This is a genomic window from Agrobacterium tumefaciens str. B6 (assembly GCF_001541315.1).
GTDB classification, from domain to species: domain Bacteria; phylum Pseudomonadota; class Alphaproteobacteria; order Rhizobiales; family Rhizobiaceae; genus Agrobacterium; species Agrobacterium radiobacter.
In genome coordinates this window covers 58,398-74,443 of the sequence record NZ_LMVK01000051.1, presented here as the reverse complement: position 1 = coordinate 74,443, position 16,046 = coordinate 58,398, and the positions used below count along the sequence as shown (strand labels likewise).

Below are 16,046 nucleotides of genomic sequence, written 5' to 3'. Positions count from 1 at the left end.
TCTTGTTACTCCACCGGATTTTCATGTTTGCCGTCCGGAAGAACGACAGAGCGCGCCCGTTTGCCGCGGAAATAGGACTGCACCCAAGGGTCGTCGCAGGCGAACATGTCCTGCAATGTCCCTTCCACCAGCACCTTCTTCTGGCCGAGCACCGCAATGCGGTCGCAGACGGAGAACAGGCTGTCGAGGTCGTGTGTAACCATATAGACGGTCAGGCCGAGCGAATCGCGCAAGCGCGCAATCAGCATATCAAATTCCGCCGCCCCGATGGGATCGAGGCCGGAAGTCGGCTCGTCGAGGAAAACGAGGTCGGGATCGAGCGACAGCGCCCGGGCAAGGGCTGCGCGCTTGATCATGCCGCCTGACAGTTCGGACGGATATTTGTCGCCCGCATCGGGCTTCAGCCCCACCATCTCGATCTTGAGATAGGCAAGCTCGTCCATCAGCTTTTTCGGCAGATCAAGATATTCGCGCATCGGCAGCTGGATGTTTTCCTTCACCGTCAGGCCGGAAAACAGCGCCCCCTGCTGGAACAGCACGCCAAGACGCTGGTCGAGCATCATGCGGTCGTCTTCGCTCGCCTTGTCGTAATCGGTGCCGAGAATGCGGATCGCACCCGCCTGCCGCGGCAGGAGCCGCAAGATCGCGCGCATCAACACGGATTTGCCAGCGCCGGAGGGGCCGATAAAGCCTAGGATTTCACCGCGATAGACATCGAGGTCGAGATTTTCGAGCACGTTCCGGCCGTTGAAACCGACGGTCACGCCCTCGACGGAAAGCACCACCTCGCGGCCGTCTTTTCCGGTTCTGGTCTCGTGCGGTTTCTGGTCCAGTTTCTCCAACGCGCCCTCCCTTAAAAATCGATGGCTGCGTAGAAGATGGCGAAAAGACCATCCACCAGAATGACGACGAAGATCGACTTCACCTCCGAGGAGGTGACGTGCTGGCCAAGCGATTCCGCCGAACCGCCCACCTTCATGCCCTCAACCGCCGCGACAATGCCGATGATGAGCGCCATGAACGGCGCCTTGATCATGCCCGCTGCAATGGTCGATTCCTCGACAGCGCCATGCAGGCGCGACAGGAACACCTCGAACGTGATGCCGGAATAAAGCAGCGCCACGATGGCAGCGCCGAAAAGCGCTGCAAAATTGGCGAGAATGGTCAAAAGCGGCAGTGCGATGGTGAGCGCCACCAGCCGCGGAAACACCAGCACGCCGACGGGATTGAGACCGATCACCTTCAGCGCGTCGATTTCCTCGCGCATCTTCATCGAGCCGATTTCCGCGGTGATGGCGCTGCCTGAACGGCCGGCGATCATGATCGCGGTCAGAAGCACACCGATTTCACGCAATTGCAGAATGCCGACGAGATCGACAACGAAGACTTCCGCACCGAAATATCTGAGCTGGAACGCACCCTGCTGGGCAATGATCGCGCCGATCAGGAACGACATCAACATGATGATCGGCACGGCGCGCACGCCCATATGGTCGATCTGGTTGACGATCGCCGCCGGTGAGACGCCACGCCCGCGCCCGAGCTTCATCTGCGCGCCGCGCACGGCGGAGCCGAGAATATACATGCCCGCCAGAAAATCCGCGCCGTTCTGGATCACGGCCTTGCCGATGGGCGCAAAAATACGCTCGGCAAGCCCCTCCTTCGGACCGGCTTCGCCCTCCATCTCCACCTTTTCGGGCAACTGGCCGATGACCTCTTCAATATGGTCATTACCCGTCACGGTGACGGTGGCGCCGTTGACCTCAAGGTCCTTGCGCAGACGCTGGATGATCCACGCGCCCGTGGTATCGATGGCCTCGACGGCAGAAAGATCGATTTCCACCGCGCCGGCGGATCTGCTTTTTTCGATCTTTTCGAGACTGGGGAAAACACCGGAGAGATTGCTGTTGCGCCAGGAGCCGCTCATGACAAAACGCAAGCCGCCGCCGGAGACGCTATCGTCTTCGGTGATGGCGGCCGGGTTCGCCTGTTGCCGTGTGTCCTGTTCTTGCATAATGCTCCGAGCGAGTGCAGCCGTCACGAGATTCTTAAAGGTTTCATAACGGTTTGGCCTTCGGCAAGCCACAGTGACCGCCGACAATTCGTGATAAATTTGGCGTCATGTGTCTTTTGCCGCCCAATCGGAAGTGAAAAAACATGCCCCGTTACCTGCAAGCCACAACAGAACGTTTTCCCGTTGCCGGCAGCTTCACCATTTCACGCGGCACCCGCACGCATGCGGATGTCGTAACGTGCACCATCCTCGATGGTTCCTTCGCCGGCAGAGGTGAATGTGTGCCCTATCCGCGTTATGGCGAAAGCATCGAAGGCGTCATCGCCGATATCGAGACGATGGCAGAGCGGATCGCCGACGGCCTGACCCGACAGGAATTGCAGCAGGCGATGCAACCCGGCGCCGCCCGCAATGCGGTCGATTGCGCGCTGTGGGATCTCGAAGCCAAGATGAGCGGTAAAAGCGCCGCCGAAAGCATTCTCGGACAGGCGGCAAAACCGCTCGTCACCGCCTATACGATTTCACTCGCCGACCCCGAGACCATGGCCGCGAAAACGGCGAAAAACGCAGGCCGCCCGCTGCTGAAGATCAAGACCGGAACCGCCGATGACGAGGCACGCCTGCGCGCCGTGCGCGCCGCAGCACCGGAGGCGCGCATCATCATCGACGCCAATGAGGGCTGGAACGATTATAATATCGAATATTATCTGAGACTTGCGGCGGAACTGAAGATATCGCTGATCGAGCAGCCGCTGCCCGCCGGCAAGGACGCCATTCTCTCCCGTATCGACCATCCGGTGCTGATCTGCGCCGATGAAAGCGTGCATTCCACCAAGGACCTCGCCGACCTGCGCGACCGCTACGACGCGATCAACATCAAGCTCGACAAGACCGGCGGGTTGACGGAAGCGCTTGTCATGAAGGCGGAAGCGGAGCGGCTCGGTTTCACCATCATGGTCGGCTGCATGCTCGGCACCTCGCTCGGCATGGCCCCCGCCATACTCGCCGCCCAGGGAGCAGCCTTTTCCGATCTCGACGGGCCGCTGCTGCTGGCCGAGGATCGCGAGCCGGGGCTGGTTTATGAGGGTTCACTGGTTTATCCGGCGCGGCCGGAATTGTGGGGGTAAGCCATAGATATTGAAGGCAGAGAAACAAGATAAAGGCACGACCTCACCGCTTGTTTCTTCTCCCCGCCGGGGAGAAGATGGCCCGGAGGATCAGATGAGCGGGCAAGCTCTCCTGATATCTCTAGCCTCGCCCCCTCATCCCGCTGCCGCGACCTTCTCCCCCCTCGGGGAGAAAGACACAAGCGGCACGCGCTCGCCTCACATGAAGGAGCTGGGGCATATCTCTAAAGGGTCGCTGATTTATCCGGCCTGCTGGAAATAGGAGGGCGCCGCTCTCGCGCGGACTAAGAATGACGCGACTGCGTGCCGTAATTCCGTCCGCGCCGGCCTTCACCAAAAGCAAACGGCAATCTAAACCTCTCCACTGTCATCCTCGGGCTTGACCCGAGGATCCATCGCTCCGGTTTGTGGATCCTCGGGTCAAGCCCGAGGATGACATAAGCAAGCTATATCAGAGTATGTCGGCACCACCAGCGAGGTCACACCATCGCCTTCATACACATTAGCCAACCTGCCCCAGCGCATCCCCAACGAAACGCGTCGTCGCGAAAGCTGGCATACCTCAATCAGGCCGCGTGTTTCCCGATCAGCCCCGGAATATCCACCGGCTCCATCTCATCCGATGCCTGTTCGACGATAACGTCGCTCGTCTGCATCCAGGTGATCAGCTCGAAGCTGCCATCGGCATTTTCGGCGATTGCCGTGCAGCTTTCCACCCAGTCGCCGGTGTTGATGTAACGAATGCCGTCCATGTCTTCCATGACAGCATGGTGAATGTGTCCACAGATGACGCCGTCGACATTGTTGCGGCGTGCCTCGTCTGCCACCACGCGCTGGAATTCGCCGATGAAGTTGACGGCGTGCTTGACCTGCAGCTTGGCCCAGGCCGAGAACGACCAGTAAGGCAGGCCGATGCGGCGGCGCACGGCGGCGATGACGATGTTGAGCGCGATCGCAGCGTCATAGGCCCAGTCGCCGAGATAAGCGAGCAGGCGGGCGTTGCGAACCACCACGTCGAACTCGTCGCCATGGATGATGAGATATTTCTTGCCGTCGGCCGCCTCGTGGATCATGCGCTCGGCCACTTCGATGCCGCCGAAATGCATGCCCGGAAATTCCCGCAGGAATTCATCGTGATTGCCGGGAATATAGACGATGCGGGTTCCCTTGCGGGCCTTGCGCAGAAGCTTCTGCACCACGTCGTTGCAGCCCTGCGGCCAGTACCAGCTGCGGCGCAGGCGCCAGCCGTCGACGATGTCGCCGACCAGAATGATCGTCTCGGCCTCGTGATATTTCAGGAAGTCGAGCAGATAATCCGTCTTGGCCGCCTTGGAGCCGAGATGAACATCCGAAATGAAAAGCGTTCTGAACTGTCTGGTTTCGATTTGACCGGCCACGGATTTCATCCCCCTGTTCGGTTGCGTCCCTGCGGCTTTCTTACCTCTCAGAACCAGACTCGTGTTGCAGCAACATGACAAACGCCGGTTTTTATAGGGAATATGACGAAGACCATCACGAAAACGCGAATAAGCCATGGCCGCATTTGCATAAGGGGGCGGTAAATAACGGCTGTACCATGGGAAAGTTTGTTGTATTCAGGGGGCCGGAATTGAACCAGACATGACGGTGGAAGAATGACCTCTCACGATAAGAACAACACGCCCGCCAACACGGCAAAGGCCGACATCGAGGAACAGGCGCTCTTTTTCCACCGCTACCCGCGCCCCGGCAAGCTGGAAATCCAGGCCACCAAGCCGCTCGGCAACCAGCGCGATCTGGCGCTCGCCTATTCGCCCGGCGTCGCCGCCCCCTGCCTCGCCATCCATGAAAATCCGGAAATGGCAGCGGAATATACCGCCCGCGCCAACCTCGTCGCGGTCATTTCCAACGGCACGGCGGTTCTCGGACTTGGCAATATCGGCCCGCTCGCCTCCAAGCCCGTGATGGAAGGCAAGGCCGTTCTCTTCAAGAAATTCGCCGGTATCGACGTCTTCGACATCGAAATCGATGCGCCCGGCATCAACGACATGGTTTCCACCATCGCAGCGCTGGAGCCCACCTTCGGCGGCATCAACCTTGAAGACATCAAGGCGCCGGAATGTTTCGAGGTGGAACGCCAGCTGCGCGAAAAGATGAATATCCCGGTTTTCCATGATGACCAGCATGGCACCGCGATCATCGTCGCCGCCGCTGTCACCAACGCTCTGGAACTGGCCGGAAAGTCACTCTCAAGCGTCAAGATCGTCGCGTCAGGCGCGGGTGCTGCGGCGCTTGCCTGCCTCAACCTGCTGGTCGCCATGGGCGCGAAGAAGGAAAACATCTGGGTCCACGACATCGAAGGCCTCGTTTATGACGGCCGCAACGAGCTGATGGACGAGTGGAAGGAAGTTTACGCCCAGAAGACCGACAAGCGTGTGCTGGCCGAAACCATCGACGGCGCCGACGTCTTCCTCGGCCTTTCGGCCGCCGGTGTTCTGAAGCCGGAACTGCTGGAGCGCATGGCGGAAAACCCGCTGATCCTGGCGCTTGCCAACCCCAATCCGGAAATCATGCCGGAAGCGGCGCGTGCGGCCCGCCCGGATGCGATGATCTGCACCGGCCGTTCGGACTTCCCGAACCAGGTCAACAACGTATTGTGCTTCCCCTATATCTTCCGCGGCGCGCTGGATTGCGGCGCAACCACGATCAACGAGGAAATGAAGATGGCCGCCGTGCAGGCCATCGCCGAGCTAGCGCGTGAGGAAGTCTCGGAAGTCGCGGCAAAAGCCTATAGCGGTGAAACACCGGTCTTCGGCCCGAACTATCTCATTCCCTCGCCTTTCGATCCGCGTCTCATCCTGCGCATCGCGCCGGCTGTCGCCCGTGCAGCGGCCGCAAGCGGCGTCGCCGCCCGGCCGATCACCGATTTCGAAGCCTATTTCGACCAGCTGAACCGTTTCGTCTGGCGCTCCGGCTTCATCATGAAGCCGGTCTTCAATGCCGCGAAAGCCGCCGAAAAGAAGCGCATCATCTTTGCCGAAGGCGAAGATGAGCGCGTGCTGCGCGCCGCCCAGGTGCTCTTGGAAGAAGGCACCGGCATCCCGATCCTCATCGGCCGTCCGCAGATCATCGAAACGCGCCTCAAGCGCTTCGGCCTGCGCATCCGTCCGCATACGGATTTCGCCGTGGTCAACCCGGAAGACGATCCGCGTTACCGCGACTATGTCGATGATTATTTCGCCCTTGTCGGCCGCGCCGGCATCAACCCGGAAGCGGCGCGTACCATCGTGCGTACCAACACGACCGTCATCGGCGCGCTTTCGGTGAAGCGTGGCGAGGCGGATGCGCTGATCTGCGGTCTCGAAGGCCGTTATGACCGGCACCTGCGCGACGTGAACCAGATCATCGGCAAGCAGGAAGGCGTGCGTTCCTTTGCGGGTCTCAGCCTGCTCATCACCCAGCAGGGTGCGCTGTTCCTCACCGACACCTTCGTCAACAACGACCCGACGTCAGAGGAAGTGGCTGAGATGGCCATTCTCGCGGCCAAGGAAATCCGCCGCTTCGGCATCACGCCGAAGATCGCACTCGCCAGCCATTCCAATTTCGGCTCGCGCGATTCCGAAAGCGCCCGCAAGCAGCGCCGCGCCCTGAAGATCGTGCAGGCGGCAGCACCGGAACTGGAAGTGGACGGCGAAATGCAGGGCGGCTCCGCACTTTCGGAAGCGCTGCGCAAGCGCGCGATGCCGAACAGCGTGCTGACGGGCGAGGCGAACCTTCTGGTTTTCCCGAACCTCGATGCCGCCAACATCACGCTCGGTGTCACCCGCACGCTGACGGAAGGTCTGCATGTCGGCCCGATCCTGCTCGGCAGCGCCCTGCCCGCCCATATCCTGTCGCCCAGCGTCACCTCGCGCGGCGTGGTCAACATGGCGGCGTTTGCCGTGGTGCAGGCATCGCATCCTTCGGTGTGATGCGGGCCGCATTAACGCAATTTTGAACATGCTGTTGCCGCATTGCGGCAACAGCTTATGTTATCTTCCTGAAACACGGATTTCGTGAAGTATAACGCCCCTGCCACCGGCCGGGGACATCGAACGGATCGAACAATTGACCCGGCGCCAAAGCCGCATCATCGGCCTCCTGCTTCCCCTCGTCTTCATCGCTCCGGCCGCCGCTTTCGCGGATCAGGTCTGCGATACGCTTTATGCGCAGTTGCGCGAGCCGCCACGCGTCATCGGCAATACGGCCGAGGTGCGGCGTTACGCCAATGCGCTCGCCCGCCAGAACATCGTCATTCGCAAGATCAGGAACGACCTGCGCGGCTATGGCTGCTCGTCTGGCAGCGTCATCGTCTACGGCAATCCCAATGCCGGTGTCTGCGCCGAGATCGGCGATGCGCTGGCGGAAGCGGAAAGCGAACGCGACGCCATCATCCGTGATCGCGACGATGCCATGGCGGCCGCGCGTGACAACGATGGCGATATCAGGCGCCAGCGTATCCTCGCCGCCCTCGATGCCAATGGCTGCAGCACCGCGCCGCAGACGGAAGCACAGTTGCCGCCGCCTTCCGATGTGACGCGTTACCCCGACGCCTTCCGGCAGAATGGCGGTGAGCCGGGACAGGCGGGGCTTTCCCCCTACCCCAACGCCGCCGCTGAAGGCGGGCTTCGCACACTGTGCGTGCGCCCCTGCGACGGCTCGTTCTTCCCCATCGCTTCCAATGCCTCGCCGCTCGATTTCCGCGCCCAGGCCGAGCAATGCCAGAAAATGTGTCCGGGGACGGAGACGGAACTTTATTTCCACTCCATGACGGATCAGGAAACCGCCGACATGGTGTCTGCGGAAACCGGAAAACCCTACAGGGACCTGCCGACCGCCTTCGCCTACAGGAACGCCCCGGCAAAAGCGCCGGGCTGCGTGTGCAACATGGCCGCCTATCACGAAGAAATGCAGAAGCAGGAAGAAGCCGCCCGGCCGGAATCCGAAACACCCTATTCCGGCATCACGAAAATCCCCTCACCGCAAGGTGACAAGGCAGCCCCCAAACCCGCCGAGCAGCAGCAGGCCGCCAAGCCGCCGGAACAGCCCGTTCCCGAACGCGACTATGACCCGAACGATACGAAAGTTCGCGTCATCGGCCCCAAATTTCTGCCGGACCAGACAGGTCGGATCGACCTGAAGAACCCGGCATTGAAAGGTATACAGCCGCAGCAGTGAAGCCGTCGTGGAGCGAGCGGACGCCGCTTGTTTCTTCAGTCCGCGGCAGCGGGATAAGAGGGCTACGGTAGAGATATGCTGAGAGCTTGCCCCCTCATCTGGCCCTTCGGGCCATCTTCTCCCCACCGGGGAGAAGAACAAGCAGCAACGCCCCGCTTCCCTCGCAGAACTTTTATCTGCCTTACACCCCGCCCCAGCGGTTGCGGAACACAAGCTCCTCCAACGGCACGCGCTGCCGCCAGCCTTTCACCGCCAGTTCCGGCTCGGTATAGAGCGCATCGACACGGCCGACGCAGAGCCAGGCGACGATTTCGATGTGGTCGGGAATACCGAGAATGGTGCGAATGTCGCTATCGTGGAAAATGCTGACCCAGCCGACGCCGATGCCTTCGGCGCGGGCTGCGAGCCAGAGATTCTGGATGGCGCAGACGGTGGAATAGACATCCGTGCGCGGATTATGGGTGCGGCCCAGCACCACCTTGCCGCCGCGCGTGGGATCGCAGGTGACGCAGATGCTGAGCGGGGCCTTGCGGATGCCTTCAAGCTTGAGACTGCGGTAGAGAGCCCGCTGCTCGCCCTCGAACATCGCCGCCGCCTCCTCATTGGCGCGGCTGAAGGCCACAAAGGCCGCCTGACGGATCGCGCCATCGGTGATGAGGGTAAAATTCCACGGCTGCATGAAACCGACCGAGGGTGCGGAATGGGCCGCCTTCAGGAGACGCTCCACCAGATCATCCGGCAGCGGATCGGACAGGAACTGATCGCGCACGTCACGACGGGTTTCAATGGCGCGGTAAATCGCCTCGCGCTCCTCACCGGAAAACGGGCGGGCGGGTGACAGCGCATGATCGAAAGAACTGGCGCCGGGCGGATTGCTCACGGACGGATCGGCTGGCATCGTTTATCCCCAACAATGCGAAGGCCGGGCGCAAACATACACCCCACCTCGACAACAACCTGCCGCCGTCCGCGCGGTTCGGTCTATCCCGTCAGGCCGGTCTTCTGACTTGGCTTCATCCGCCCTTTTCGCCTTCCCGAATTGCTTCAGTGGCTTCTAAAAAAGAGCGTCCGCCTCACAGCGCTGGGCACGTTCCGGTCTTTCACCGGATTCCCGATTCTCCCGTCGCAAGGGCGGGCACCTGACAAAGGAAGCTATGGGCAAAAAAGTTTGCGAATGCAAGTATTCTGCCGGTGGTGCGGCAATGTGGCCTGCCTCCCCCATTACGCCGGGAAATACCTGACATAGGCGAACTCGTCCCCCTCAGGTGACCAGTTGGGCGAGTTCATCGTTCCCTGCCCGCCGAAAAGCTCAAACAGCGTCTCGGCATTACCGCCATCCATATCCATCAGCCGCACCCGCACATCAAGATCGCGCGGATGGTCGAAAACGTCGCCGTCATAGGAGACGAACACCACCTTGTCTCCCTTCGGAGACGGGTGCGGAAACCAGTCGCCATAGGGGCTGTCGGTGATGCGCTCGACGGCGGAGCCATCCACCCGTACGCGCCAAATCTGCATCCGCCCGGTGCGGCTGGAATTGAAATAGATCCACGCACCGTCAGGCGAATAATCCGGCCCGTCATTGCGACCTTCGCCATGGGTCAACCGCGTCTCGACGCCGCTTTCTATATCCATGGCGTAGATATCGAAGACCTGATCGCGAATGCCGCAATAGGCGAAGCTCTTCCCGTCCGGCGACCAGCCATGCCAGTAGGAAGGAAGGTTCTTCGTCATCAGCCGTGGCGCGCCGCCCGCGGAGGCCATGAGATAGATGGCGCTCTTGCCGAATTCCACCTTGTCGGAAATGGCGTAGAGCGAACCATCGGGCGAAATGCCGTGATCGTTATTGCAGAGCGTGGCGAAGCCGGTATCGACCTTCTCCGGCGCAACATCACCGGTCAGAGACAGGCGATAAAGCAGGCCTTCGCTGTTCAACAGCAGATATTTCCCATCCGGCGACCAGTTCGGCGCTTCAAAGAGATCAGGCGTCTGCCACACCACACGCATCTGCCGGGTGCGGATGTTGAAGATTTCGATGGAGCTGCGCATTCTGCCTCCCGGGCGTGTCCGTGTTCTCGTTCAAAGCGCTGGGCAATGCAGACATTCCGTTTGCATCCGCCATCGCCGTGATTATGATCCTAGGGCGGCAGGCACCGTCCTGCAAATTCAAACCGGAAAAAACGCCAGCGCTCCGGCACCGTCCGCGCCGCTTCCCGTTTCTCCCAGATCCGAGGTTCCGCGATGAATACCATCGCCGATCACGGCATCCGCTTCGGCCGGATCGCCGCAATGCTTCCTGTCAAAAATATCGAAACGGCCCATGATTTTTACGTTGGCGTGCTGGGCTTTGAAAAGACCTTCGAAAACGGCAACCCCGTCGGCTTCATGATCCTGAAACAGGGCAATGCCGAGCTGCATCTGACATTGCAGCCCACGCACAAGGCAGCGCCCTTCAACGTGGCGCATATGATGGTGAGCGATGTCGATGCGCTGCACGCGCTCTGCAAGAGCCAGGGCTTGCGCATCATCAAGGGCCTGCAGGACAAGGATTACGGCCTGCGCGCCTTCGTCTTTGAAGACCCCGATGGCAACCGTATCGATGTGGGGCAGGTTATTTGAGATGAGCGAGCGGCGCGGGGTGTTCTCCGCGCCGTTTATGCGTTGTCAAAAAGCTCCTCACACGCGACGTCATCCTCGGGCTTGACCCGAGGACCCACAATCTCAACCGCGCATGGATCCTCGCCTCAAGGGCGAGGATGACGGAGAAAGTCAGTAACTCACCCGCCAGAAATCAATGGCGCGCGCCCTCAATCACCGATCCCGGAACCGGTTGGTGATCGGATAACGCCGGTCACGGCCGAAGTTCTTCTTGGTGATCTTAACACCCGGAGCCGATTGCCGGCGCTTGTATTCGGCGAGATAAAGCAGATGCTCCACCCGGTGCACGGTGGCCACATCATGGCCGCGTGCGAGAATCTCCTCGACCGACATTTCCTTCTCGACAAGGCATTCCAGAATATCGTCGAGTACCGGATAGGGCGGCAGCGAATCCTGGTCGGTCTGGTTGGGACGCAATTCGGCCGACGGGGCCTTGGAAATGATATTGGCGGGGATCACCTCGCCGGAAGGGCCGAGAGCACCCGGCGGAACATGGGCGTTGCGCCAGCTGGAAATGGCATAGACCTGCATCTTGTAGAGGTCCTTGATGGGGTTGAAACCGCCATTCATGTCGCCGTAGAGCGTGGCGTAACCCACTGACATCTCAGACTTGTTGCCCGTCGTCACCACCATCGAGCCGAACTTGTTCGAGACGGCCATCAGGATGGTGCCGCGCGTGCGGCTCTGCAGGTTTTCCTCGGTAATGCCCTCTTCCGTGCCCTCGAAGAGATCGGACAGCGCCGAGAGGAACCCTTCCACCGGTTCCACGATCGGCACGATATCGTAGCGGCAGCCCAGCGCCCTGGCGCAATCGGCCGCGTCCTTCAGCGATTCTTCCGAGGTATAACGGTAAGGCAGCATGATGCAGCGCACCCGCTCCTCGCCCAGCGCATCGACGGCAAGGGCGGCACAGATCGCCGAATCGATACCGCCGGAAAGGCCGAGAACCACGCTCTTGAAGCCGTTCTTGTTGACGTAATCACGGAAGCCCAGCATGCAGGCGCGGTAATCCGCTTCCTCACCTTCGGGAATCTTCGAGAAAGGCCCGCTTTCGCAGCGCCAGCCATCTGCCGTGCGTTTCCAGTCGGTGACGGCAAGTGTGGCCTCGAACTGGCTCATCTGGAAGGCAAGCGTCTTGTCGGCATTGAAACCGAAGCTTGCGCCATCGAATACCAGCTCGTCCTGCCCGCCCAGCTGGTTGGCGAAAACGAGCGGCAGGGCGCTTTCGATCACCTGCCTGAGCGCCACCTGATGGCGCACATCCAGCTTGCCGCGATAATAGGGCGAACCGTTCGGCACCAGCAGGATTTCCGCCCCGCTTTCGGAGAGCGTCTCGCAGACACCCATATCGTTCCAGATTTCCTCGCAGATCGGAATACCGATCCTGACCCCACGGAAATTATAGGGACCGGAAATCGAACCCTCGGAGAAAACACGTTTTTCGTCGAATTCACCGTAATTCGGCAGGTCTATCTTGTCGCGCAGCGCGATGATCTTGCCGCCATCCAGAAGCGCCACGGAATTGTGTCGTCCCGTCTCGCCCTGTCGCGGAAAACCGATAACGACGCCCGGTCCGCCATCGGCGGTCTCCGCCGCCAGTTCTTCCACCGCTTTCAGGCATGCTTTCAGGAAAGCCGGCTTCAGCACCAGATCCTCAGGCGGATAGCCTGAAATGAAGAGTTCGGTCAGAAGCAGAAGGTCTGCGCCCTGCGTTGCCGCATCGGCCCTAGCCTCGCGCGCCTTGGCGAGATTGCCCGCCACGTCGCCAACAGTGGGATTGAACTGCCCGACGGCAATCCGGAGATGGTTCTGGATATCGTGTCTGTCGCTCATGGCTTTTCAATACCGCGCCCGTGCCCGCTCCGCAACGCGGCAATTGCATGGCGGCGCCCGTTACGCATCGGGCGCGCGCGTTCACGCTAAGGTTATCGCCGCACCGGCCAGGCTGCGCAAAGTTCATGTCGCGTTCATCGCGCTTATGTGACAGTTACATGACACTTTTGCGACACCCGATTCACCTCCCCGGATCGGCCGTGCCGCCTGAAATACCGGAGTATGGGTTTGAGACATTCGGCGCCAAAAACAACGGCTTCCGAAAAGGCTGGTTTTGTCTTTTCGCCTGCAGGGATTAGGAGCCTTTCGAAGCTTTCGGGCACGGCCTATACGCTTGCCAATCTGACGGTCGCATCCGTTGTGCTCGTTGTGGTGCTGGAGTGGATCGCCCGCGGTTCGCTCACGGATGTCGGTGCTTTCCTCACCTCATCCGCACGCCCCGGCATGACCACCATTGCCGCCGTGCTCGCCCTTCTCGTGGCGCTGGATGCCATCCTTGGCCGGCGTTACCTGTCGCTGATCGCCATTGCACCGCTCTGCGCGATGACCGGGCTGATCTCCGCGCAGAAACAGACCTATCTTTCCGATCCGCTTTACCCCTCCGACCTGCTGTTCGGCCGGCAGATCCTCGAGCTTCTGCCGACCATGCTGAAGGCACAGCCCTTGACGGCCGTGCTGCTCGGGCTTGGCATCTGCGCCGCCATTGCGGCACTTGTGGCGCTATGGCTGCTCGCGCGCCGCCATTCGCCCGTCCTGCGATGGCGTGAGCGCGCGGCTGGTCTCGCGCTGGCGCTGCCGCTTCTTGCCAGTCTTGCCTCGCTGATGGACTATTCGCACTATTCCTGGGCACGTGACCGTCTCAACATCATACCCATGATGTGGGATCAGCAGGAAAACTACCGCCACAACGGCTTCCTGATGGCCTTCGCCTTCAATATTCCGATGGCCAATGTCTCGGCGCCACAGGGTTACGGTGAAAACAGCATCGCCGACCTGACGTCCGAACCCGCCGCCTTCGCCGCCAACAAGGGCGACTACCCTGACGTCATCATGCTGATGAGCGAATCGCTCTGGGACCCGGCTCGGCTCGAAAACGTGAAGCTTTCGGCCGATCCGATGCCGACCATCCGCGCCAAACAGTCGGGCAACGTCTTTTCGCCCGAGTTCGGCGGCATGACGGCGAATGTGGAATTCGAGGCGCTGACCGGCTTTTCCAACGCCTTCCTGCCCTATGGCAGCATTCCCTACCAGCAATATATTCGCCGCCCGGTGCCCTCGCTCGCCAGTTTCTTCCGCGGTGAAGGCTATTCGGCCATCGCCATGCACCCGTTCCAGGAATGGTTCTGGAACCGCAAGCAGGTCTACAGGAATTTCGGCTTCGAGGAATTCCGCTCGGAAGAGACGCTGCCAGCCATGGAAAAACGCGGCAACTTCGCCTCCGACGATGCGCTGATGGACGAGATCATAGCGACGGCGGACCGGACGCAGAACCCGCTTTTCCTCTTCGCCGTCACCCTGCAGGGACACGGTCCTTACGAGGCCACCCGTTACGCCGAAAACACCATCGGCGTCGAAGGTGATCTCTCCGCCTCCGCCTCGCAGGCGCTTGCCACCTATTCGCAAGGGGTGGCGGAAGCCGATGAAGCGCTGCTGAAACTGATGCGCTGGGCAAAAAAACGCGACCGTGAAACCATCATCGTCCTCTTCGGCGATCACCTGCCGCCGCTCGGCCAGACCTTCGTGGAAAGCGGTTACATGCCGGGCATGGTGGCAAGCCGCCGTGCGCAGCTGGAGGTGATGAAGAAGGAACACGAGACACCGCTCGTCGTCTGGTCCTCCAGGAAGGGCGTGCGCAAGAATATCGGCACCATCAGCCCGGCGCTTTTGCCTTACCATGTGCTGAAGACGGCCGGCTTCTCCGATCCCTTCTATACCGGCACACTGGGCGAGGTGCAGAAGGCCTTCTCCGTCATCGACCGGCATATGCTGGTGGCGACCGACGGCAAGGCCCTGCCCGACTGGTCGATTGCGCCCAATGCCATTCCCGACGTGGTGCGCGATTACCGCCTGCTGCAGTTCGACATGATGTTCGGCCAGCAATATGGCCGCGAGCGCTTCTTCCCCGGTTTCAACTGGCTGCATGAGGGCGCGCCGTCGGTCTGATGGTTTTCGGCGGGGACGCCTGAACCCATGGCCGTGGAAATCGTTTGAATTCCACCGCCATGCGGGTTTATCTCGGGAAACATCCTCATCGCCCCATCAGAACCGGAGAAACACCGTGTCAGATATCTCCGACTATATCGTTTCGCACTTCAAGCGCTCCTCCCGCGAAATCGGCGAGGTGGAGCAGCGTATTCTCGAACTCTCGCACCAGAAAAAGCTGGTTTCGAGCGACATCAACGCGGAATTTTCCGCCGGCGCCAGCCTCGGCGACAGGCTGGCCGACAATATCGCCAAGGTCGGCGGCTCCTGGGGTTTCATCCTCAGCTTCTGCTTTTTCCTGGTGGTCTGGGCCATCGTCAACACCATCGTGCTGACGACGCGCGCCTTCGACCCCTATCCCTTCATCTTCCTCAACCTGCTGCTCTCCATGCTGGCCGCCATTCAGGCGCCGATCATCATGATGTCGCAGAACCGTCAGGCCGCCCGTGACCGTTTTGAGGCCGCCAAGGATTATGAGGTGAACCTGAAGGCCGAGCTCGAGGTTCTTTCACTGCATGAAAAGATCGATGTGAAAGTGCTGGCCGAACTGGCGGCGCTCCGCCAGGACCTTGCCGCGCTCCACCGCCACGTTACCCGCAAGGAAGACTGACGCCGGAAAAATTCGTCCCCGCTTTTCCCCGCTCCGCGGCGCGCTGTTAGAGTGAACGCAGTCCTGCCGGGTGGCTGCCAGACGTGGCGGAAACCAAGGGACGGTCCTGTGGTGGGAACGCTGGCAACGTTCGTGGAAAGGACCATTTCGCAACAGGCGGTGCACGGCCCTTTGCGAAATACGGCATGGTGAAAGACCCGGCTGCGCAACGCATCCGACCCACACCAACCCCAACCAAAGCGCGGCCGGGCAATCGCCCGACGCCCAAACCATCCCCGCCCGGTAGCGCCGTGCGGGATGAAGCTGTTGGGTTTTTGGGGCATTTTCAGGAGTGAACGGAGGAGCGTGAACACCACTTCATTCGCAAATATTGAGATGGGCGAAACCTGCCCGCGAGTCGATCTCC

General features: G+C 60.7%; 12 protein-coding genes and 1 riboswitch. Of the genes, 6 read left to right on the top strand and 6 right to left on the bottom strand.

Annotated elements, in window-relative coordinates; all coding sequences use genetic code 11:
* Positions 1 to 5: 5 nt before the first annotated feature.
* Both ASB65_RS25230 and ASB65_RS25225 read right to left on the bottom strand, forming a co-directional pair.
* Positions 6 to 842: an ABC transporter ATP-binding protein gene (locus ASB65_RS25230; RefSeq protein WP_003502972.1), complete on the bottom strand. Its 837-nt coding sequence runs from the start codon at positions 840 to 842 to the stop codon at positions 6 to 8.
* An 11-nt stretch (positions 843 to 853) separates the two neighbouring features.
* Positions 854 to 2,014, bottom strand: a complete 1,161-nt coding sequence (locus tag ASB65_RS25225) for an ABC transporter permease (protein ID WP_060725758.1) — start codon at positions 2,012 to 2,014, stop codon at positions 854 to 856.
* A 143-nt stretch (positions 2,015 to 2,157) separates the two neighbouring features.
* Here ASB65_RS25225 and dgcA point away from each other — a divergent pair, with 143 nt between their 5' ends.
* Complete coding sequence (gene dgcA, locus ASB65_RS25220; RefSeq protein WP_060725757.1) at positions 2,158 to 3,141, top strand: N-acetyl-D-Glu racemase DgcA; 984 nt, start codon at positions 2,158 to 2,160, stop codon at positions 3,139 to 3,141.
* A 566-nt stretch (positions 3,142 to 3,707) separates the two neighbouring features.
* On the opposite strand, the gene ASB65_RS25215 is transcribed toward dgcA, so the two are convergent.
* Positions 3,708 to 4,547, bottom strand: coding sequence for a UDP-2,3-diacylglucosamine diphosphatase (locus ASB65_RS25215; protein WP_060725756.1), 840 nt, complete (start codon positions 4,545 to 4,547; stop codon positions 3,708 to 3,710).
* A gap of 228 nt (positions 4,548 to 4,775) precedes the next feature.
* On the opposite strand from ASB65_RS25215, the gene ASB65_RS25210 reads away from it, so the two are divergent.
* Positions 4,776 to 7,091, top strand: a complete 2,316-nt coding sequence (locus tag ASB65_RS25210; RefSeq protein ID WP_060725755.1) for an NADP-dependent malic enzyme — start codon at positions 4,776 to 4,778, stop codon at positions 7,089 to 7,091.
* 136 nt (positions 7,092 to 7,227) lie between these two features.
* Positions 7,228 to 8,337 carry a DUF2865 domain-containing protein gene (locus ASB65_RS25205; protein ID WP_060725754.1) on the top strand — a complete coding sequence of 370 codons (1,110 nt, stop codon included), beginning with the start codon at positions 7,228 to 7,230 and terminating at the stop codon, positions 8,335 to 8,337.
* 181 nt (positions 8,338 to 8,518) lie between these two features.
* Here the strand turns inward: ASB65_RS25205 and bluB are convergent, their stop codons facing one another.
* Together bluB and ASB65_RS25195 are read right to left on the bottom strand one after the other, a co-directional pair.
* Positions 8,519 to 9,235: a 5,6-dimethylbenzimidazole synthase gene (bluB, locus tag ASB65_RS25200; protein WP_060725753.1), complete on the bottom strand. Its 717-nt coding sequence runs from the start codon at positions 9,233 to 9,235 to the stop codon at positions 8,519 to 8,521.
* Between the two features lie 76 nt (positions 9,236 to 9,311).
* Positions 9,312 to 9,495, bottom strand: a riboswitch (cobalamin riboswitch).
* A 63-nt stretch (positions 9,496 to 9,558) separates the two neighbouring features.
* Positions 9,559 to 10,386, bottom strand: a complete 828-nt coding sequence (locus tag ASB65_RS25195) for a TolB family protein (RefSeq protein ID WP_060725752.1) — start codon at positions 10,384 to 10,386, stop codon at positions 9,559 to 9,561.
* A gap of 192 nt (positions 10,387 to 10,578) precedes the next feature.
* Between ASB65_RS25195 and ASB65_RS25190 the strand changes: the two genes are divergently transcribed.
* A complete protein-coding gene (locus tag ASB65_RS25190; protein ID WP_020012695.1) occupies positions 10,579 to 10,956 on the top strand; it encodes a glyoxalase superfamily protein in 378 nt (125 codons plus the stop codon).
* A gap of 192 nt (positions 10,957 to 11,148) precedes the next feature.
* Here ASB65_RS25190 and ASB65_RS25185 read toward each other — a convergent pair whose 3' ends face one another.
* Positions 11,149 to 12,828 carry an NAD+ synthase gene (locus ASB65_RS25185; protein ID WP_060725751.1) on the bottom strand — a complete coding sequence of 560 codons (1,680 nt, stop codon included), beginning with the start codon at positions 12,826 to 12,828 and terminating at the stop codon, positions 11,149 to 11,151.
* A gap of 222 nt (positions 12,829 to 13,050) precedes the next feature.
* Here ASB65_RS25185 and ASB65_RS25180 point away from each other — a divergent pair, with 222 nt between their 5' ends.
* Positions 13,051 to 14,991: an LTA synthase family protein gene (locus tag ASB65_RS25180; protein WP_060725750.1), complete on the top strand. Its 1,941-nt coding sequence runs from the start codon at positions 13,051 to 13,053 to the stop codon at positions 14,989 to 14,991.
* 115 nt (positions 14,992 to 15,106) lie between these two features.
* Positions 15,107 to 15,640: a DUF1003 domain-containing protein gene (locus ASB65_RS25175; RefSeq protein ID WP_003502984.1), complete on the top strand. Its 534-nt coding sequence runs from the start codon at positions 15,107 to 15,109 to the stop codon at positions 15,638 to 15,640.
* Positions 15,641 to 16,046 lie beyond the last annotated feature (406 nt).

Coding starts and splice junctions, on each gene's coding strand:
- ASB65_RS25210 (WP_060725755.1), top strand. CDS start 4,776: ATGACCTCTCACGATAAGAACAACACGCCCGCCAACACGGCAAAGGCC.
- ASB65_RS25180 (WP_060725750.1), top strand. CDS start 13,051: ATGGGTTTGAGACATTCGGCGCCAAAAACAACGGCTTCCGAAAAGGCT.
- ASB65_RS25185 (WP_060725751.1), bottom strand. CDS start 12,828: ATGAGCGACAGACACGATATCCAGAACCATCTCCGGATTGCCGTCGGG.
- ASB65_RS25225 (WP_060725758.1), bottom strand. CDS start 2,014: ATGCAAGAACAGGACACACGGCAACAGGCGAACCCGGCCGCCATCACC.
- ASB65_RS25215 (WP_060725756.1), bottom strand. CDS start 4,547: ATGAAATCCGTGGCCGGTCAAATCGAAACCAGACAGTTCAGAACGCTT.
- ASB65_RS25190 (WP_020012695.1), top strand. CDS start 10,579: ATGAATACCATCGCCGATCACGGCATCCGCTTCGGCCGGATCGCCGCA.
- dgcA (WP_060725757.1), top strand. CDS start 2,158: ATGCCCCGTTACCTGCAAGCCACAACAGAACGTTTTCCCGTTGCCGGC.
- bluB (WP_060725753.1), bottom strand. CDS start 9,235: ATGCCAGCCGATCCGTCCGTGAGCAATCCGCCCGGCGCCAGTTCTTTC.
- ASB65_RS25195 (WP_060725752.1), bottom strand. CDS start 10,386: ATGCGCAGCTCCATCGAAATCTTCAACATCCGCACCCGGCAGATGCGT.